Origin of the sequence: Stenotrophomonas nitritireducens (assembly GCF_001431425.1) — a bacterium.
In the GTDB taxonomy this organism is placed as follows: Bacteria; Pseudomonadota; Gammaproteobacteria; order Xanthomonadales; family Xanthomonadaceae; genus Stenotrophomonas; species Stenotrophomonas nitritireducens.
On record NZ_LDJG01000005.1, the window covers coordinates 56,533 to 74,729 of the forward strand.

Here is an 18,197-nt window from a genome sequence, read left to right on the forward strand (position 1 = left end):
TGGGTGGGCCTGCGCCCACCGCAGGATGCCGCGGAGGCGGAGCGGACTCCGCCTTACGCCGGAATTAGGCCTTTTCGGCCATCTTCTTGGCCTTCTCGACCGCTTCTTCGATGCCGCCGACCATGTAGAACGCCTGCTCCGGCAGGTGGTCGTACTCGCCCTCGACGATGCCCTTGAAGCCGCGGATGGTTTCCTTCAGCGGCACGTACTTGCCCGGCGAGCCGGTGAACACTTCGGCCACGTGGAACGGCTGGCTGAAGAAGCGCTCGATCTTGCGCGCGCGCGACACGGCCTGCTTGTCTTCCTCGGACAGCTCGTCCATGCCCAGGATGGCGATGATGTCCTTCAGTTCCTTGTACTTCTGCAGGGTCTGCTGGACGCGCTGGGCGGTGTCGTAGTGCTCCGAGCCGATGACCTGCGGGTCCATCTGGCGCGAGGTCGAGTCCAGCGGGTCCACCGCCGGGTAGATGCCCAGCGAGGCGATCGAACGCGACAGGGTCACGGTCGAATCCAGGTGGGCGAAGGTGGTGGCCGGCGACGGGTCGGTCAGGTCGTCCGCGGGCACGTACACGGCCTGGATCGAGGTGATCGAACCGGTCCTGGTCGAGGTGATGCGTTCCTGCAGGACGCCCATTTCCTCGGCCAGGGTCGGCTGGTAACCCACCGCCGACGGCATGCGGCCCAGCAGCGCCGACACTTCGGTACCGGCCAGGGTGTAGCGGTAGATGTTGTCGACGAACAGCAGCACGTCCTTGCCCTTGCCGCTGGCGTCCTTCTCGTCGCGGAAGTACTCGGCCATGGTCAGGCCGGTCAGGGCGACGCGCAGGCGGTTGCCCGGCGGCTCGTTCATCTGGCCGTACACCATCGCCACCTTGTCGAGGACGTTGGAGTCCTTCATCTCGTGGTAGAAGTCGTTGCCCTCGCGGGTACGCTCGCCCACGCCGGCGAACACGGACAGGCCGCTGTGCGCCTTGGCGATGTTGTTGATCAGCTCCATCATGTTGACGGTCTTGCCGACGCCGGCGCCGCCGAACAGGCCGACCTTGCCGCCCTTGGCGAACGGGCACATCAGGTCGATCACCTTGATGCCGGTTTCCAGCAGCTCGGTCGAGGAGGACTGGTCTTCGTACGACGGGGCGGCGCGGTGGATTTCCCACGAGTCCGAAGCGGCGACCGGGCCGGCTTCGTCGATCGGGCGGCCCAGCACGTCCATGATGCGGCCCAGGGTGCCGGCGCCGACCGGCACCGAGATGGCGCGGCCGGTGTTGTTGGCGACCAGGCCACGCTTCAGGCCGTCGGTGGAGCCCAGCGCGATGGCGCGGACGATGCCGTCGCCCAGCTGCTGCTGCACTTCCAGCGTGATTTCGGTGTTCTCGACCTTCAGCGCGTCGTACACCTTCGGCACGTCGCTGCGCGGGAATTCGACGTCGACGACCGCGCCGATGATCTGAACGATCTTGCCCTGACTCATTGCTGCATCCTCTAAATGTGTGCTTTGACTGTGCGCGTCAGACTGCTGCCGCGCCGCCGACGATTTCGGAGATTTCCTGGGTGATCGCTGCCTGGCGGGCCTTGTTGTAGACCAGCTGCAGGGTTCCGATCAGCTTGTTCGCGTTGTCGCTTGCCGCCTTCATCGCCACCATGCGTGCCGCATGCTCGGAAGCAACGTTCTCCAGCACGGCCTGGTAGACCAGCGACTCGATGTAGCGCGTGATCACGTGCTCGAGCACGGTCGCGGCATCGGGTTCGTACAGGTAGTCCCAGTCGTGCGAGGCGACCTGCGTCTCGCTGGCCGGCAACGGCAGCAGCTGGTCGAAGGATGCCTTCTGCGTCATCGTGTTGATGAAGCGGTTGTAGACCAGGTACACGCGGTCGACCTTGCCTTCGGTGAAGGCGTCGAGCATGACCTTGATCACGCCGATCAGCGTTTCCAGCTTCGGCTGGTCGCCGATGTGGGTGACGCTGCCGACCATGTTCACGTTGACGCGGCGGAAGAACACGCTGGCCTTCTGGCCCACGGTCACCATGTCGATCTCGGCGCCCTTGTCCTGCCAGCCGCGCATTTCAGCCACGGCCTTGCGGAACAGGTTGTTGTTCAGGCCGCCGGCCAGGCCGCGATCGGAAGAGATCACGATGTAGCCCACGCGCTTGACGTTCTCGCGCTCGACCAGGAACGGATGCTGGAAATCGGTGCTGGCCTGGGCCAGGTGGCCGATCACCTGCTTCATCGCCTGCGCGTACGGACGCGAGGTCTTCATCCGATCCTGCGCCTTGCGGATCTTGGAGGCCGAGACCATCTCGAGCGCGCGCGTCACCTTGCGGGTGTTCTGCACGCTCTTGATCTTGGTTTTGATTTCGCGTCCGCTTGCCATCTCTAATTCCCGTAGCGCGGGGGCCGACCCCCGCTTTGTCACAGTGAAGCGGGGCGAGCGCCCCGCTCTACATGCGGCTTACCAGCTGCCGGTGGTCTTGAACTCGGAGATGCCCTTCTTGAAGGCGGCTTCGATCTCGTCGTTCCAGGCACCGGTGGCGTTGACCTTGGCGGTCAGCTCGCCGGCGGTGTTGGCGAAGTGGGCGTGCAGGCCCTCTTCGAACGCCAGCAGCTTGCTGACCGGCACGTCGTCCAGGTAACCCTCGTTGACGGCGTAGATCGACAGCGCCTGGTCGGCGATGGACATCGGCGCGTACTGCTTCTGCTTCATCAGCTCGGTGACGCGCTGGCCGCGCTCCAGCTGCTTGCGGGTGGCTTCGTCCAGGTCCGAGGCGAACTGCGCGAACGCAGCCAGCTCGCGGTACTGGGCCAGCGAGATGCGGATGCCGCCGGACAGCTTCTTGATGATCTTGGTCTGGGCCGAACCACCGACGCGCGACACCGAGATGCCGGCGTTCACGGCCGGGCGGATGCCGGCGTTGAACAGGTCGGTTTCCAGGAAGATCTGGCCGTCGGTGATCGAGATCACGTTGGTCGGGACGAATGCGGACACGTCGCCGGCCTGGGTCTCGATGATCGGCAGCGCGGTCAGCGAACCGGTCTTGCCGGTGACCTTGCCTTCGGTGAACTTCTCGACGTACTCCTCGGACACTCGGGCGGCGCGTTCCAGCAGGCGCGAGTGCAGGTAGAACACGTCGCCCGGGTAGGCTTCGCGGCCCGGCGGGCGCTTGAGCAGCAGCGAGATCTGGCGGTAGGCCACGGCCTGCTTGGACAGGTCGTCGTACACGATCAGGGCGTCTTCGCCGCGATCCATGAAGTACTCGCCCATGGTGCAGCCGGAGTAGGCGCTGATGTACTGCATCGCGGCCGACTCGGAGGCGGTGGCGGCCACGACCACGGTGTGGGCCAGGGCGCCGTTCTCTTCCAGCTTGCGCACGATGTTGGCAACGGTCGAGGCCTTCTGGCCGATCGCCACGTACACGCACTTGATGCCGGTGCCCTTCTGGTTGATCACCGCGTCGATGGCCATCGCGGTCTTGCCGGTCTGGCGGTCGCCGATGATCAGCTCGCGCTGGCCGCGGCCGATCGGAATCATCGAGTCGACCGACTTGTAACCGGTCTGCACCGGCTGGTCGACGGACTTGCGCCAGATCACGCCCGGGGCGACGCGCTCGACCGGAGCGGTCAGCGAGGTGCCCAGCGGGCCCTTGCCGTCGATCGGCTCGCCCAGCGCGTTCACCACGCGGCCGAGCATTTCCGGGCCGACCGGCACGGACAGGATCTGGCCGGTGGTCTTGGCCACGTCGCCTTCGCGCAGGTGCTCGTAGTCGCCCAGCACCACGGCGCCGACGGAGTCGCGCTCCAGGTTCAGCGCCAGCGCATAGGTGTTGTTCGGCAGTTCGATCATTTCGCCCTGCATCACGTCGGCCAGGCCGTAGATGCGCACGATGCCGTCGGACACCGAGGTCACGGTGCCTTCGTTGCGCGATTCCGCGGACAGGGCGACCTTCTCGATGCGGTTCTTGATCAGTTCGCTGATTTCGGAGGGGTTGAGCGTGGTAGCCATCGTCAAGTCCTAGTGCCGGCGATCAAGCCGGACGATAAGTGAATTCAGTGTGCGAGCGCGGTCTGCAGGCGCGACAGCTTGCCCTTGAGCGAACCGTCGATGACCACGTCGCCGGCGTCGATCACGGCGCCGCCGATCAGCGAAGCGTCCACCGCGGTCGATACCTCGACGTCGCGGCCGAAGCGCCTGCGCAGCGCGGCCTTGATCTTTTCCAGCTCGTCGGCCGACAGCTCGGACGCCGAGGTCACCGTGGCCTTGACCACGTTTTCGGCTTCCGCGCGCAGCTGGTCGAACAGGCCGGCGATCTCCGGCAGCTGCTGCAGGCGGCGCGACCCGGCCAGCAGGTTCAGGAAGCGGCCGTAGGTTTCGCCCGCCGCTTCCGGGGCCAGCAGGGTGACGGCGTCGCCGCGGGCCAGCTCCGGATTGGACAGCAGGGCCGACACGCGCGGATCGGCGGCAACGCGGGCGGAAAACGCAAGCGCTTCCGACCACGGCGCGAACTTGCCGTCCTCGCGCGCAATCGCGAACGCGGCGCGGGCATAGGGGCGGGCAAGCGTGAGGGCCTGGCTCATCTATCAGATCTCCGCGGCCAGCTCGTCGAGCAGCGCCTTGTGGGCGTTGGCGTCGATTTCGCGCTTGAGCAGCTTCTCGGCGCCGGTCACGGCCAGGGCGGACACCTGCTTGCGCAGATCCTCGCGGGCGCGGTTGGCGGCGGCGTCGATTTCAGCCTGGGCCAGTTCTTTCTGGCGGTTGGCTTCGGCGATGGCTTCGTTCTTGGCGGCTTCGACGATCTGGTTGGCGCGGGCGTGGGCCTGGTCGATGATCTCGTTGGCCTTGCCACGGGCTTCCTTCAGCGCCTCGTTGACCTTCACCTCCGCCTGGGCCAGATCTTTCTGGCTGCGGTCGGCAGCGGCCAGGCCTTCGGCGATCTTCTGCTGGCGCTCTTCGATGGCCTTCAGCAGCGGCGGCCAGATCAGGGTCGCGATGATCCAGATCAGCGCGGCGAACGCCAGGGCCTGTGCAATGAGGGTAAAACCGATATCCATTGTTTTGGCTCAATCAGTGGTTTCGGGGTGATCGCGCCGCTACCGCAGCAGCGGCGCGACCAGACCTTCATCCGTGGCCGGGCGCACAAGGCGCCCGGTCATCTCGCTGCAACCGGGATCAGCCCGCCAGCTTGGCGGCTTCGGCCAGCAGGGTGGCGGCCAGCGGGTTGGCGAAGGCCAGCAGCAGGCCGACGGCGACCGAGATGATGAACGCGGCGTCGATCAGGCCGGCGGTGATGAACATGCGGACCTGCAGGACCGGGATCAGCTCCGGCTGGCGGGCGGCCGATTCCAGGAACTTACCAGCCATGATGGCCAGACCCAGACCGGCGCCCAGCGCGGCCAGGCCGATCATGATGCCGACGGCAAGGGCGGTGGAGCTCTGAACTTGGGCGAGATTGGTCAGGACGGCGAAGTACATGGTTTTCTCCGAGAACTATGGGTAGCTAAGGGTGATGAAACGGATGAAGGTTGGAACTGGTTGAAGCTTGTAGCTTAGTGGCTGTCTTCCGACAGGCTCAGGTACACGATGGACAGCATCATGAAAATGAAGGCCTGCAGCGGAATCACCAGCAGGTGGAACAGCATCCAGCCCAGGCCGAACACGCCACCGGCAACAGCACCGAACAAGCCGGCGCCGCCCAGCACCCAGATCAGCAGGAAGACGATCTCGCCGCCGAACATGTTGCCGAACAGTCGCATCGCCAGGGAGATCGGCTTGCTCAGCCACTCGACGATGTTGAGGATCAGGTTGAACGGCATCATCCACTTGCCGAACGGAGCGGTCAGGAACTCCTTGACGAAGCCGACCAGGCCCTTGGACTTGAGCGAGAAGAAGATCATCAGGAAGAACACGCTGATCGACATGCCCAGGGTGGCATTGACGTCGGCGGTCGGCACCGGCTTCCAGTAATGGACGCCCATCCATTCCAGCGGCTTGGCGATGAAATCGGCCGGGATCATCTTGATGAGGTTCATCAACAGGATCCAGAAGAAGATGGTGATCGCGATCGGCGTCACCAGCTTGCTCTTGCCGTGGTAGGTGTCCTTGGCCTGGCGGTCGACGAACTCCAGGCAGATCTCGACGAAGGCCTGCCACTTGCCAGGCACGCCGGCGGTGGCCTTGCGGGTCGCCATCCAGAAGGCGAACACCATCAGCAGGCCCATCAGCACCGCGGTGACGATGGTATCGACGTGGATGGTCCAGAATCCGCCGCCATCCCCGACCTTGGCGGTCAGGTTCTGCAGGTGATGCTGGATATAGGTGGTAGGGGTTAGAGCCTCGCCCGCCATGAGTCCGGAACCTTTTTTGAATTCGATCAACGCCTGGCCAGAGCCAGAACCTGGAACATCAGCGCCACTGGAATCGCCGCCAGCAGCGCCAAGGGAGGAAGCCGCCACCAGACAAACGCCATTGCCAGCACGGCGACAATCAACACGATCTTCAGCGCGAACCCCAGGAACATGCGGATCATCGCCGAACCGGCGGCCTGTACGCCGCCGCCGAGCCCCACCCATGCCGCCAGGACCGTCCCCGCCACCACCGTCACGCCGGAGACCAGCGCGCCAAGGGCGTACTTCGGCCCCACCAGCAGGAAGGCCAGAGCCAGGACAACCACTGCGGCCAGCGGGTAGACCGCGGCACGCAGCATCAGCCGCCGACCCGCATCAACGGAGTTCAGCACGTGGAATGTCCTGCTTCATGGAACAAGGAGATCTGGGCGGCGCCGGAAGCGCCTCATCGAGCCGCCAAATTATAGCAGGGGGACATTTTGCGAGACAACCGCCACAAGCCGCCCCCCTGCGGATCGCAAGTTGCGGCATTTACAGGATTTTTCATCCGCCCCCGGGCATCGGCCGGGAACCGCCTTTTTGCGGCGCAGCATGCGGAACTTCGGTGCCGCCGCGGGGTCACACACCACGCCTGCCGCCATTACCTCGTCGATGTGCGCGGAAGGCGCAACGGGCGGGGTGGCCCTGAACCGGGCCATCCCGCCGCATTTCCACCGCCGATGCGCACCGCTTCCTCCTGCGGGCGCGAGGCCCACCGCATCTTGCGCTGCCCTCATGGCAAGCGGGCGCGGCGCGCCGGAAAGACGCGCAGGGCGCGCTATTCACGCAGCAGGCGACCGCCTTTGACCACGGCCGCCGGCCGGGTCAACACGGTGATGTCCTGCAGCGGGTCGCCATCGACCGCGACCAGATCGGCGAAACGGCCCACCTCGATCGCGCCGACATCGCCCGGCCGGCCCAGCGCTTCGGCGGCATTGACGGTGGCGGCCTGGATCGCCTCCAGCGGACTCATCCCCCACTCCACCATCTTGGCGAACTGCCTGGCGTTGTCGCCATTCGGATACACGCCGCCATCGCTGCCGAACACCATCCTCACTCCGGCCGCATGCGCGGCACGGAAGGTCTCGCGCTGCTTGCGGCCGATCTGCCGCTCCTTCTCCAGCGACGCCGGGAACAGGCCGTTCTTCTCGCCTTCGGCCAGGATGTAGTCGTCGTTGTAGATGTCCATCGAGAACCAGGTGCCGTGCTGCCGGGCCAGCCGGAACGATTCCTCGTCGGCCAGGCTGCAGTGCTCGATGGTGTCGGCGCCGGCACGTATCGCATCGTTGATGCCGCTGGTGCCGTGCGCATGCACCGCCACCTTCATGCCCAGCATGTGCGCCTCGCCGACCAGGGCCTTTATTTCATCCAGGCCGTACTGCTGCGCGCCCACCGCATCGGTCTTGGACAGCACGCCACCGGTACCGCAGAACTTGATGACTTCCGCCCCGTACTTGCGCAGCCTGCGCACGGCCGTGCGGATCGCCTCCGGGCCGTCGGCGACGCCCGGGCCCGGCACCGCCACCGATGGCGGGAACTCGGTACTGTCGCAATGGCCGCCGGTCGCGCCGATCGCATAGGTGGCCGGCACGATGCGCGGGCCGTCGATGTAGCCATGCTCGACCGCCTGCTTCAGCGCCACGTCGTCGTAGTTGGCCGAACCGACATTGCGCACGGTGGTGAAGCCGGCCCGCAGGGTACGCCGCGCATTGGCCACGCCCACCACGGTCCAGAAATTGTCGGTGTACTCCAGCCCCTGGTAGCCGCTCAGCGTCGGATCGGCGGTCAGGTGCACGTGCATGTCGATCAATCCGGGCAACAGGGTGCGCCCGCCCAGATCGACCCGCGTGGCGCCGGCGGGCAATGGATCGCCAGCGCGGCCGATGCGGCTTATCCGCCCATCCACGACCTCGATCTGCGGTTGTTGCAGATAACGCCCGCTGCGCACGTCGAGCATGCGCGCGGCATTGACCACGACGGTTTCGGCCTGTACGGGCACCGCCGCGCAGAGCCCAGCAACGGCCAGCGCGCAGGCCGGCACGCGAAGCATTTTCCTCATCCTCACTCCCTCCCCAGGGCATATGTCAGACGTGTTTCAAGCGCGCCGATCTTGCACCCATCGCCCGGCCTTCAGCAATTCGTCCCGCCCGGAACGACGAACGCCCCGTTCGACGGGGCGTTGGTGTTGCCGCAGATCCTTGCACGGTGCCGGGGCGTGCCCCGCTATTGGCCGTCACTGGCAGGCGGTGGCGGGTACATCCACATCGCCACACAGAGGTAATCGGCCAGCGGCATCTGCCCCAGCGCCGCGCGACGCTGATCGACCTGATCCGGCGCTTCCATCGGTTTCGGCTGCCACTGTCCGTCGATCGCGGTCAACTGGCTGCCGTAGCGCTGCGGCCTGCCGGCGTTCACCAGCACCCTGTCGGTCAGCAGCGCGAAATCGTGTGCCGAGACCTCGCCGCCTTCCACCTGCGGCATGATGCCGTCCAGCACCTGGCGCTGGAAATCCACATCGCGGTCGGCATGCTGCACCAGCAGCCACGCCGCCGATACGCCATCGGCGCCGACCTCCCGCGCGCCGGGCAGGCCGCCGTGATCGGCGACGATCCGCTTGATCCGCGGCAGGTTCGCTGCGTCCACCGCAAGCATCCGTTCGATCATCGACGGCGACCAGTCGCCAACGCGCGCTTCCTGGTCGATGCGCGCCATTTCCAACAGCTGTTCCCGCAGCTGCGGCGCGGCAGGCACGATGCCGGCCAGCCGCTGCACAAGCGCCTGCCCGCGCTGTTCGTCCGCCCTGACGAAAACGGCAGCGCCCGGGCACTGCGCCAACGCCGCGGCAAGTACCGGGTCGTCGTCTTCGGCCCACGCATTGCCGGCCCAGAGCAGCACCGGAAGCACCGCCATCGCGCGCAGCATTCTTCCCCCTTCCTTCAAGACGCCGGAAACGACGACGCCCCGGTGAAGGGGCGTCGCGCGGGTTACTTCTTCTTCGGGATGTACAAATCGGTGATGGTGCCGTCGTAGATCTCCGAGGCCATCGCCACCGACTCGCTCAGGGTCGGGTGGGCGTGGATGGTGTGGCCGATGTCCTCGGCCTCCGCGCCCATCTCGATGGCCAGGCCGATCTCGGCCAGCAGCTCGCCGGCATGTACGCCGACGATGGCGCCACCGATCACGCGATGGGTTTCCTCGTCGAAGATCAGCTTGGTGAAGCCTTCGGTGCGAGCGATGCCGATGGCGCGACCACTGGCCGCCCATGGGAACTTGGCCACGCCGACCTTCAGGCCCTTGGCCTTGGCCTCGGTCTCGGTGACGCCGACCCAGGCGATTTCCGGGTTGGTGTAGGCCACCGACGGGATCACGCGGGCCACCCACTCCTTCTTCTCGCCGAAGGCCACTTCCGCGGCCAGCTTGCCCTCGTGCGTGGCCTTGTGCGCCAGCATCGGGTTACCGACGATGTCGCCGATGGCGAAGATGTGCGGCACGTTGGTGCGCATCTGCCGGTCGACCGGAATGAAGCCGCGGTCGGTCACTTCGACGCCGGCCTTGTCGGCATCGATCTTCTTGCCGTTGGCCGAACGGCCGACCGCAACCAGCACGCGATCGAAGGTGCCGCTTTCCATCGCCGGCTTTTCGCCCGCGGTGGCGGCCTCGAAGGTCACGGTGATGCCCTTCTTGTCTGCGCTCACGCCCGAGGCCTTGGTCTTCAGGTGCACCTCGATGCCCTGCTTCTTCAGGCGGTCGGCCAGCGGCTTGACCAGGTCCTTGTCGGCGCCCGGCATCAGCTGGTCCATGAACTCGACCACGGTGACCTTGGCGCCGAGCGCGCTGTACACGGTGGCCATTTCCAGACCGATGATGCCGCCACCGACGACCAGCAGCGACTTCGGCACTTCGGCCAGCTCCAGCGCGTCGGTGGAGTCCATCACGCGCTTGTCGTCCCACGGGAAGTTCGGCAGCTTCACCGCCTGCGAACCGGCGGCGATGATGCACTGCTCGAAGCGCAGCAGCTGGGTCTTGCCGTCGTCGCCGACGATTTCCAGCTCATTGGCCGAAATGAACCTGGCCAGGCCATGCACGGTGCGGATCTTGCGCTGCTTGGCCATGCCGGCCAGGCCCTTGGTCAGCTGGCCGACGACCTTTTCCTTGTAACCGCGCAGCTTGTCCAGGCTGATCTTCGGCGCGCCGTACACGATGCCGAGTTCGTCGGCATGCGCGGCGTGGTCGATGATTTCAGCGGCGTGCAGCAGGGCCTTGGACGGGATGCAGCCGACGTTGAGGCAGACGCCGCCGAGGCTGGCGTAGCGCTCGATCAGTACGGTATCCATGCCCAGGTCGGCGGCGCGGAAGGCGGCGGTATAGCCGCCCGGGCCGGCGCCCAGCACCACGATGCGGCACTCGATGTCGGCAGTGCGGCCGCTGGACGGCAGCGCCTTGGCGGCGACCGCCGGGTCCGGCGCGCGGTGCGACGGGGTCACCGGCGGCTTGCTGCCCGGCGCCACGCTGCCGGCGGCAGCCGCGGGCACGGCGCCCTGCGCCTCCAGCACCACCACCACATCGCCCTCGGACAGTTTGTCGTCGAGCTTGACCTTGATCTCCTTGACCACGCCGGCGGCCGAGGACGGCACTTCCAGCGTCGCCTTGTCCGATTCCAGCGTCACCAGGCCCTGGTCCTTGGCCACCGTGTCGCCCACGGCCACCAGGATCTCGATCACCGGCACGCCGCTGTAGTCGCCGATGTCCGGCACCCGGACCTCGAGCGGACCGGTCGCTGCCGGTGCCGGCGCCGCGCTCACCGCCGCCGGGGCGGCCACAGCGGCCGGCTGGGCGGCCGGGGCAGTGGCGGCAGGCACCGGTGCAGCCGCGGCGGCCGCGCCTTCTGCTTCCAGCACCACCACCACGTCGCCCTCGGACAGCTTGTCGTCGAGCTTGACCCTGATCTCCTTGACCACGCCGGCGGCCGAGGACGGCACTTCCAGCGTCGCCTTGTCCGATTCCAGCGTCACCAGACCCTGGTCCTTGGCCACCGTATCGCCCACGGCCACCAGGATCTCGATCACCGGCACCGCGCTGTAATCGCCGATATCGGGGACTTTGATTTCAATCGTGTTCGCCATCTTTCAAGTCCTCGGGTCAGAGCAGCACGCGGCGCATGTCGGCCAGCACCCGCGACAGGTACGTGGTGAAGCGCGCGGCCAGCGCACCGTCGATGACCCGGTGGTCGTAGCTCAGCGACAGCGGCAACAGCAGCTTGGGCGCGAACTCCTTGCCGTTCCAGACCGGCTGGATCGACGACTTGGAGACGCCGAGGATCGCCACTTCCGGCGCATTGACGATCGGCGTGAAAGCGGTGCCGCCGATGCCGCCCAGCGAGCTGATCGAGAAGCAGCCGCCGCTCATGTCGGCCGGGCCGAGCTTGCCGTCGCGCGCCTTCTTGGCCAGTTCGCCGGTTTCCTGCGCGATCTGCACCACGCCCTTCCTGTCCACGTCGCGGATCACCGGCACGACCAGGCCGTTAGGCGTGTCGGCGGCGAAACCGATGTGGAAGTACTTCTTCAGGGTCAGGTTCTCGCCGCTGGCATCCAGCGAAGCGTTGAACTCGGGGAACTTCTTCAGCGCCGCGGCGCTGGCCTTGATCAGGAAGGCGAGCATGGTCAGCTTGATGCCGGCCTTTTCGTTTTCCTTGTTCAGCGCCACGCGCAGGGCTTCCAGGTCGGTGATGTCGGCCTGGTCGAACTGGGTGACGTGCGGGATCATCGCCCAGTTGCGCGCCAGGTTGGCGCCGGAGATCTTCTTGATGCGCGACAGCGGCTGCACCTCGGTCTCGCCGAACTTGCTGAAGTCCACCTTCGGCCACGGCAGCAGGTTCAGGCCGCCGCCAGCAGCGGCGGCGCCGCCGGCCGCCGCCGGCACACCACCGCTCAGCGCGCCCTTGACGAACTTCTGCACGTCGGACCTGGTGATGCGGCCGCCCTTCTCGGTGCCGGCCACCTGGGCCAGGTCCACGCCCAGCTCGCGGGCGAACACGCGCACCGCCGGGCTGGCATAGGGCACGTTGGACGGCAGCACGCCTTCGGCATTGAACTGCACCGGCGGGCTGGCCGGCTTGCCGGCGGAAACGGATTCCTCCTGCCGGATCTCGCGCTGTGCCAGCTTGTCCGGCACCGGGGCCACTGCCACCGGCTCGACCCTGGCGCCGGTTTCAGCGCTCGGTTCGACCTTGGCCGGAGCGGCCGGCGCGGCAGCGGCGGCCGGCCTGGCGGCCTCCTCGGCCACTTCGATCAGGGCCACGACCTTGCCCTCGGACAGGGTGTCGCCGACCTTGACCTTGATTTCCTTGACCACGCCGGCCACGGCCGACGGCACTTCCATCGTCGCCTTGTCCGACTCCAGCGTCACCAGGCCCTGGTCCTTCTTCACCGTATCGCCGACGGCGACCAGCACCTCGATCACCGGGATGTCGCTGTAGTCACCGATATCGGGGACAACTGCTTCCTTGATTTCGGCCATGAAACAACTCCAGCAACAGTGAGGGAAACCTCTATTGTGGCGCCAGCGCGCCGCAGCGCCAACCGCCACCGCTGGATTCGCCTACGTATGTCCGCGGACAAGGGCACGCCATGCCCCGCTGGCCATGGACGCGGCCGCCCTGTCGCGGGTGCCGCTGGCCTGCCGCCTGTCCGGGGTTGTCCCCCGCGGCCAGCCGCTCAGGGGACGGAGTGTTCCGCCACCGGCAACCACGGCGACAGCCGTGTCCACTCGCCCAGCAGCCGCTCGAACGACCAGGCGGCGTTGGCCGGGCTGGTCGAAGGCAGCGCCAGCAGCGTCAACCCATGCCCGGGCGGCAGCGCCGGATGCACATGGCGTTCGAACGCCTGCGCCGCCGCAGCGCCGTTGCAGGCGATGGCCCGCAGCCGCGGCAGGCCCTGGACCAGTTCCGGCAACGGGTTGGCGACCTCGCTGCCGCGGACGATGGCCGCATCCAGGCTGCCGCGCCGCCGGCAACGGCCGATCACGTCCCACAACCCGACGCCGGCCTGCTGCAGGCAGGCCAGGCGCGCCGCGTACTCCCGTTGCGGATCGAAGCCGCACAGTGCGCCCATCAGCGGCCAGAAACGGTTGCGCGGGTGCGCGTAGTAACGCGCGGCCTGCAGCGAGGCCATGCCCGGCATCGAGCCGAGCACCAGCACGCGGCATCGCTCATTCACCTGCGCAGGCAGGCCCTGCAGCATCGTTTCGTTCGTCACGCGCGACACAACTCCATGAATGTCCTTTCCCGGGCACATGCCGGTTCTACAGGCGCGCGCCCATTTTCCCTGAACGCCTGCGCCTGCGTCGCGCCGCGCGTGCGGATCGATTCATCCTGCCGCGGCGAGGATGTGGCCGCCCCGAACGAGGGCCTCGATAACAACGCAATCCCGAGAGCACTACGAGGAGTAACCCATGCGTACCACCCAGATCATGAGTCTTGCCGTCCTTGGCGCCCTGGCGCTTTCGCCCGCCGCGTTCGCGCAGGACGCCGGCACCGACACCGCGTCCGGCAAGCATTTCGCCGTCGTCGGCGGCGTGACCCTGCTGCAGCCGAAGAACGACCCGGCCGATGGCATCAAGAAGTTCGACGGCGGCCCGGCGCCGACCGTGAGCGCCAGCTACTACTTCAACGACAACATCGCCGTCGAACTGTGGGGCGCGGCCGACAAGTTCGACCATCGCGTGCGCACCAGCAGCGGCGCCAAGGCCGGCACCGTCGAGCAGCAGCCGCTGGCACTCAGCGCTCAGTACCACTTCGGCGCCGCCGACAACGTGTTCCGCCCGTTCGTGGGTGCCGGTTACTACGAGTCGAACTTCAGCAACGAGAAGATCGACGGCCTGGACGCCAGCGGCGACCACGTCGGCCTGCGCACCGCCAAGGGCGCGATCGGCACGGTCGGCGTGGACATGAACATCAACTCGACCTGGTTCGCCCGTGCCGACGCGCGCTACATGCACGCGCGCCCGGAACTGAGCGTGGCCGGCGCCGGTACCGGCGAGAAGCTGAAGCTGGACCCGTGGACCGTGGGCTTCGGCATCGGCGCCCGCTTCTGATCCACGCGACAACACGGCTTGCCGGCAGGCACGGATCGTCCGCGATCCGTGCCTGCCGCGTTCAGGGACCACGGCGAAGCACCGGTAACGTCAGGGGTTGCCGTCTTCGCTCCACTGCAGCGCGCGGTAGTCGAAGCCCAGCTGCAGGCGCGGCTTGACGATCTCGAAGAACGGCGACACGTCGAAATCGCGCGGCGTGTACAGGCTGTAGTTGCGGATGTGCAGGATCTCGCGCTGCTGCTCGCGGCCGCCGGCGTGGCCGAGCACGGTCTCGATCTCGGGCAGGATCGGGTAGCGGATCGACTCGAACGCCTGCGCCAGCAGGGTCGAGCAGATCGCCTTGGTCGGCTCGCCGCTGCCCAGCGCGATCAGGCGCCGGCGCATGTGCCCGGGTACCGGTGGCAGGATCAGGTAACGCGCCAGGTCGAACACGTTCTTCAGGTCGTAGCTGTAGCCGATGCGGGCGCGCATGAAGCCGACCAGCTGGTCGATGACCGGCGGAGGCAACCCGCGCGGCCGGCAGATGCGGGTGTGTTCCTCGGCGAAGGCGTCCAGCGGCACGCGCCGCACGCCCGCTTCCACGTCCACATCGATCAGCATCGGCCGCCGCGGCCCGTCCGGCTCCAGCGCTTCCTCGCCGATGTACAGCGCGGCGTGCGACCACGTGGACTGGGTGAGGTACTTGATCGCGGTGGAGAAGCGGCTGTTGCCCTCCACCAGCAGCACATCGCCGCGTCGCAGGGTGCGCGCCAGCAGTTGCGGATCGCTGGTGGGCGGGCGCGTCTGCCGGTGCCGCGGCTGGGCCAGGAAATGCGCCATGCGGCGCCCGGCGAAACGCAGCAACCCCATCCATGCCTCTCCGCGAAAGCGTGCAGGGAAGCCTAGCTCCCGTCGATGCGGGTGCACAACCGTGTGCCAGGCGGTGCCGGGCATTGCCCGGCGGGGACCTGCCCGGCAATGCCGCAAGCGGGGTGCTGTCCCGCCCTACCCCCGCAGGAGCGGAACCGCATGGTCCCGGACCGTCACCGGCGAGGCACCTGCGCCGGCGCACCGAAGGACGATGACCGCGCCCGGCGCGCAGATGTTCCTCAGAACGCGGGCAGCACGGCGCCTTTGTACTTCTGTTCGATGAAGGCCTTCACCTCGGGCCCGGTCAGCGCCCTGGCCAGCTTCTGCACGCGGGCATCGTCGCGGTTGTCCGGGCGTGCGACCAGGAAGTTCACGTACGGCGAATCCTTGCTCTCGATCGCCAGCGCGTCCCGGGTCGGGTCGAGGCCGGCGTCGAGCGCGTAGTTGGTGTTGATCAGTGCCAGATCGACCTGGTCGAGCACGCGCGGCAGCATCGCCGAGTCCAGCTCGCGGAACTTGAGCTGCTTCGGGTTGTCGACGATGTCGCGCTGGGTGGACAGGGCGTTGGTCGGATCCTTCAGCTTGATGACGCCGGCCTTGTCCAGCAGGATCAGCGCGCGGCTGTTGTTGCTCGGGTCGTTGGGAATGACCACGTCGGCGCCGTCGGGCAGCTCGGCCAGCGACTTGACCCGGCGCGAGTAGGCGCCGAACGGTTCGATGTGCACGCCGACCACGGTCACCAGGCCGGTCTTGCGGTCGCGGTTGTAGGCGTCCAGGTAGGGCTCGGTCTGGAAGTAGTTCGCATCGACCTGCTTCTGCACCAGCTGGTCGTTGGGCTGCACGTAGTCATTGAACACGCGCACGTCCAGCTTGACGCCCTCTTTCTCCAGGATCGGCTTGACCACTTCGAGAATCTCGGCGTGCGGCACGGCGGTGGCGGCGACCACCAGCCTGGACTCGTCGGCGGCGGGCTTGCCGCAGGCCGACAGCGCCAGCGCGGCGGCGGCAACGAGCAGCGGACGGAACAGGGAAGTCTTCATCGGGATTCCAGTGCGTGAGGGAGTACTTGTAGGAGCGGCTTCAGCCGCGAACGCTTTCATGCGAAAGCCCATCGCGGCTGAAGCCGCTCCTACGGCGAGCGCGCGCTCAACGGCGAGTGTAGTGGCGCACCAGCCGGTCGCCCAGCATCTGCAGCAGCTGCACCAGCACCAGCAGCAGCACCACCGTGACCAGGGCCACGTCGGTATGCGAGCGCTGGTAGCCGTCGCGGAAGGCCAGGTCGCCAAGGCCGCCGGAACCGATCGCGCCGCCCATGGCGGTGAAGCCGATCAGGGCGATGGTGGTGACCGTGGCGCCGGCGATCAGGCCGGGCCGCGCTTCGGGCAGCAGCACCTTGAACACCAGCTGCGCGGTGGTGGCGCCCATCGCCTGGCTGGCCTCGATCACGCCGCGGTCCACCTCGCGCAGCGCGGTCTCGACCAGACGCGCGTAGAACGGCGCCGCGCCGACCACCAGCGGCAGGATCGCGCCGCGTACGCCCAGCGAGGTGCCCATCAGCGCCAGCGTCACCGGGATCAGCACGATCATCAGGATGATGAAGGGCACCGAGCGCAGCACGTTCACCGCCAGTGCGGTCACGCCATACAGGACCGGGCGGCGGCGCAGCTGTGGCGAACCGGTCAGGAACAGCAGCACGCCCAGCGGAAGACCAATCGCCATGGTCAGCGGCAGCGAGCCGGCCAGCATCAGCAGCGTATCGATGGTGGCCTGGCCGATGTCGGCCCATTTACCGGCATCCAGGTGGCGGAAGAAACCGCCGGCGGTCGCGACGATCATCGGCGCAGCTCCTCCACGTGCACGCCGGCGTCGACGAAGCCGGCCTGGGCGGCGTTCTGGTCGCCGCCCACCAGGGCCACGGTCAGCTGCCCGTAGGGCGTGTCCTTGATCCGGTCGATGCGCCCGGACAGGATGTTGTAGTCCACCCCGGTCTGCCGCGCGATGCGGCCCAGCAGCGGTTCGTAGGTGCCTTCGCCAAGGAAGGTCAGGCGCACGATGCGCCCGCCCACGGCGGCGAAGTCGCGATGCAGTTCGCCCTCGTCCACGTGTTCGGATTCGGACACGAAGCGGCGCGTGGTCGGGTGCCGCGGATGCAGGAACACCCCGCTCACCGGCCCGCTCTCGACCAGGTGGCCGGCATCGAGCACCGCCACGCGGTCGCAGACGCGGCGGATCACGTCCATCTCATGGGTGATCAGCACGATGGTCAGGCCCAGTTCGCGGTTGATCTTCGACAGCAGCGCCAGCACCGAGGCGGTGGTCTGCGGGTCGAGCGCGCTGGTGGCCTCGTCGCACAGCAGGATCTTCGGCTCGGTGGCCAGCGCGCGGGCGATGCCCACGCGCTGCTTCTGCCCGCCGGACAGCTGTGCCGGGTACTTGGCCGCATGCGCCTCCAGCCCGACGGTATGCAGCAGCTCGGCCACCCGCGCGTCGATCTGCGCCTTCGGCGTGCCGGCCAGTTCCAGCGGGAAGGCGACATTGCCGGCCACGGTGCGCGCCGACAGCAGGTTGAAGTGCTGGAAGATCATGCCGATGCGCCGACGCAGCGCGCGCAGGCCCTCGGCGTCCAGCGCGGTGGCGTCCTGGCCGTCGATCAGCACGCGGCCGCCGCTGGGCTCCTCCAGCCGGTTGATCAGGCGGATCAGGGTCGACTTGCCGGCGCCGGAATGGCCGATGATGCCGAACACCTCGCCGGCGCCGATGGTCAGGTCCAGCGGATGCAGCGCGGTGATCGCGCGGCCTTCCACGGCATAGGATTTGTGCAGGTTCTGGAACTCGATCACGGCCAGGGCGCGGGTGGACGGACGGCAGGGGCGGCAAGCCT

At 67.4% G+C, this 18,197-nt stretch carries 18 protein-coding genes; 1 reads left to right on the top strand and 17 read right to left on the bottom strand.

The window, feature by feature from the left end:
* Window positions 1-64 precede the first annotated feature (64 nt).
* The 13 genes from atpD to ABB22_RS04085 form a co-directional block, all read right to left on the bottom strand.
* Complete coding sequence (gene atpD, locus ABB22_RS04025) at window positions 65-1,471, bottom strand: F0F1 ATP synthase subunit beta (RefSeq protein WP_055770515.1); 1,407 nt, start codon at window positions 1,469-1,471, stop codon at window positions 65-67.
* 37 nt (window positions 1,472-1,508) lie between these two features.
* Entirely contained in the window at window positions 1,509-2,372 is an 864-nt protein-coding gene (atpG, locus tag ABB22_RS04030) for a F0F1 ATP synthase subunit gamma (protein ID WP_055770518.1), read from the bottom strand.
* 78 nt (window positions 2,373-2,450) lie between these two features.
* Entirely contained in the window at window positions 2,451-3,998 is a 1,548-nt protein-coding gene (gene atpA, locus ABB22_RS04035) for a F0F1 ATP synthase subunit alpha (RefSeq protein ID WP_055770521.1), read from the bottom strand.
* A 44-nt stretch (window positions 3,999-4,042) separates the two neighbouring features.
* Window positions 4,043-4,570 carry a F0F1 ATP synthase subunit delta gene (locus ABB22_RS04040; protein WP_055770523.1) on the bottom strand — a complete coding sequence of 176 codons (528 nt, stop codon included), beginning with the start codon at window positions 4,568-4,570 and terminating at the stop codon, window positions 4,043-4,045.
* Window positions 4,571-4,573: 3 nt separating this feature from the next.
* Complete coding sequence (locus ABB22_RS04045; protein ID WP_055770526.1) at window positions 4,574-5,044, bottom strand: F0F1 ATP synthase subunit B; 471 nt, start codon at window positions 5,042-5,044, stop codon at window positions 4,574-4,576.
* A 118-nt stretch (window positions 5,045-5,162) separates the two neighbouring features.
* Window positions 5,163-5,465, bottom strand: coding sequence for a F0F1 ATP synthase subunit C (gene atpE / locus ABB22_RS04050; protein WP_054660225.1), 303 nt, complete (start codon window positions 5,463-5,465; stop codon window positions 5,163-5,165).
* Window positions 5,466-5,539: 74 nt separating this feature from the next.
* Window positions 5,540-6,337 (bottom strand): F0F1 ATP synthase subunit A, encoded by a 798-nt coding sequence (atpB, locus tag ABB22_RS04055; protein ID WP_055770529.1) that lies wholly within the window; start codon window positions 6,335-6,337, stop codon window positions 5,540-5,542.
* Window positions 6,338-6,363: 26 nt separating this feature from the next.
* Window positions 6,364-6,729 (bottom strand): hypothetical protein, encoded by a 366-nt coding sequence (locus ABB22_RS04060; protein WP_200911390.1) that lies wholly within the window; start codon window positions 6,727-6,729, stop codon window positions 6,364-6,366.
* A 425-nt stretch (window positions 6,730-7,154) separates the two neighbouring features.
* Window positions 7,155-8,426, bottom strand: a complete 1,272-nt coding sequence (locus tag ABB22_RS04065; RefSeq protein WP_152984026.1) for a Xaa-Pro dipeptidase — start codon at window positions 8,424-8,426, stop codon at window positions 7,155-7,157.
* A 173-nt stretch (window positions 8,427-8,599) separates the two neighbouring features.
* Window positions 8,600-9,298, bottom strand: a complete 699-nt coding sequence (locus ABB22_RS04070; protein WP_055770539.1) for a DUF6624 domain-containing protein — start codon at window positions 9,296-9,298, stop codon at window positions 8,600-8,602.
* 62 nt (window positions 9,299-9,360) lie between these two features.
* Window positions 9,361-11,499: a dihydrolipoyl dehydrogenase gene (gene lpdA, locus ABB22_RS04075; RefSeq protein ID WP_082443673.1), complete on the bottom strand. Its 2,139-nt coding sequence runs from the start codon at window positions 11,497-11,499 to the stop codon at window positions 9,361-9,363.
* A gap of 16 nt (window positions 11,500-11,515) precedes the next feature.
* Window positions 11,516-12,892, bottom strand: coding sequence for a dihydrolipoyllysine-residue acetyltransferase (locus ABB22_RS04080; RefSeq protein WP_082443674.1), 1,377 nt, complete (start codon window positions 12,890-12,892; stop codon window positions 11,516-11,518).
* A 197-nt stretch (window positions 12,893-13,089) separates the two neighbouring features.
* Window positions 13,090-13,668 carry a DNA-deoxyinosine glycosylase gene (locus tag ABB22_RS04085; protein WP_082443675.1) on the bottom strand — a complete coding sequence of 193 codons (579 nt, stop codon included), beginning with the start codon at window positions 13,666-13,668 and terminating at the stop codon, window positions 13,090-13,092.
* A gap of 157 nt (window positions 13,669-13,825) precedes the next feature.
* Here ABB22_RS04085 and ABB22_RS04090 point away from each other — a divergent pair, with 157 nt between their 5' ends.
* On the top strand, window positions 13,826-14,467 hold the full coding sequence (locus ABB22_RS04090) for an OmpW/AlkL family protein (protein WP_055770542.1): 642 nt from the start codon (window positions 13,826-13,828) through the stop codon (window positions 14,465-14,467).
* A gap of 90 nt (window positions 14,468-14,557) precedes the next feature.
* Here the strand turns inward: ABB22_RS04090 and ABB22_RS04095 are convergent, their stop codons facing one another.
* The 4 genes from ABB22_RS04095 to ABB22_RS04110 all read right to left on the bottom strand — a co-directional run bounded on the left by ABB22_RS04095 (window position 14,558) and on the right by ABB22_RS04110 (window position 18,156).
* Window positions 14,558-15,316 carry a YiiX/YebB-like N1pC/P60 family cysteine hydrolase gene (locus ABB22_RS04095; protein WP_055770545.1) on the bottom strand — a complete coding sequence of 253 codons (759 nt, stop codon included), beginning with the start codon at window positions 15,314-15,316 and terminating at the stop codon, window positions 14,558-14,560.
* A gap of 239 nt (window positions 15,317-15,555) precedes the next feature.
* A complete protein-coding gene (locus tag ABB22_RS04100; protein WP_055770548.1) occupies window positions 15,556-16,356 on the bottom strand; it encodes a MetQ/NlpA family ABC transporter substrate-binding protein in 801 nt (266 codons plus the stop codon).
* A gap of 106 nt (window positions 16,357-16,462) precedes the next feature.
* Window positions 16,463-17,152 carry a methionine ABC transporter permease gene (locus tag ABB22_RS04105; RefSeq protein ID WP_055770551.1) on the bottom strand — a complete coding sequence of 230 codons (690 nt, stop codon included), beginning with the start codon at window positions 17,150-17,152 and terminating at the stop codon, window positions 16,463-16,465.
* Window positions 17,149-18,156 carry a methionine ABC transporter ATP-binding protein gene (locus ABB22_RS04110; RefSeq protein ID WP_055770553.1) on the bottom strand — a complete coding sequence of 336 codons (1,008 nt, stop codon included), beginning with the start codon at window positions 18,154-18,156 and terminating at the stop codon, window positions 17,149-17,151. The genes ABB22_RS04105 and ABB22_RS04110 overlap by 4 nt, the downstream gene beginning before the upstream one ends.
* Window positions 18,157-18,197 lie beyond the last annotated feature (41 nt).

Coding starts and splice junctions, on each gene's coding strand:
- ABB22_RS04040 (WP_055770523.1), bottom strand. CDS start 4,570: ATGAGCCAGGCCCTCACGCTTGCCCGCCCCTATGCCCGCGCCGCGTTC.
- lpdA (WP_082443673.1), bottom strand. CDS start 11,499: ATGGCGAACACGATTGAAATCAAAGTCCCCGATATCGGCGATTACAGC.
- atpD (WP_055770515.1), bottom strand. CDS start 1,471: ATGAGTCAGGGCAAGATCGTTCAGATCATCGGCGCGGTCGTCGACGTC.
- ABB22_RS04105 (WP_055770551.1), bottom strand. CDS start 17,152: ATGATCGTCGCGACCGCCGGCGGTTTCTTCCGCCACCTGGATGCCGGT.
- atpA (WP_055770521.1), bottom strand. CDS start 3,998: ATGGCTACCACGCTCAACCCCTCCGAAATCAGCGAACTGATCAAGAAC.
- ABB22_RS04100 (WP_055770548.1), bottom strand. CDS start 16,356: ATGAAGACTTCCCTGTTCCGTCCGCTGCTCGTTGCCGCCGCCGCGCTG.
- atpB (WP_055770529.1), bottom strand. CDS start 6,337: ATGGCGGGCGAGGCTCTAACCCCTACCACCTATATCCAGCATCACCTG.
- ABB22_RS04045 (WP_055770526.1), bottom strand. CDS start 5,044: ATGGATATCGGTTTTACCCTCATTGCACAGGCCCTGGCGTTCGCCGCG.
- ABB22_RS04070 (WP_055770539.1), bottom strand. CDS start 9,298: ATGCTGCGCGCGATGGCGGTGCTTCCGGTGCTGCTCTGGGCCGGCAAT.
- atpG (WP_055770518.1), bottom strand. CDS start 2,372: ATGGCAAGCGGACGCGAAATCAAAACCAAGATCAAGAGCGTGCAGAAC.
- ABB22_RS04085 (WP_082443675.1), bottom strand. CDS start 13,668: ATGTGCCCGGGAAAGGACATTCATGGAGTTGTGTCGCGCGTGACGAAC.
- ABB22_RS04090 (WP_055770542.1), top strand. CDS start 13,826: ATGCGTACCACCCAGATCATGAGTCTTGCCGTCCTTGGCGCCCTGGCG.
- ABB22_RS04080 (WP_082443674.1), bottom strand. CDS start 12,892: ATGGCCGAAATCAAGGAAGCAGTTGTCCCCGATATCGGTGACTACAGC.
- atpE (WP_054660225.1), bottom strand. CDS start 5,465: ATGTACTTCGCCGTCCTGACCAATCTCGCCCAAGTTCAGAGCTCCACC.
- ABB22_RS04065 (WP_152984026.1), bottom strand. CDS start 8,426: ATGCTTCGCGTGCCGGCCTGCGCGCTGGCCGTTGCTGGGCTCTGCGCG.
- ABB22_RS04095 (WP_055770545.1), bottom strand. CDS start 15,316: ATGGGGTTGCTGCGTTTCGCCGGGCGCCGCATGGCGCATTTCCTGGCC.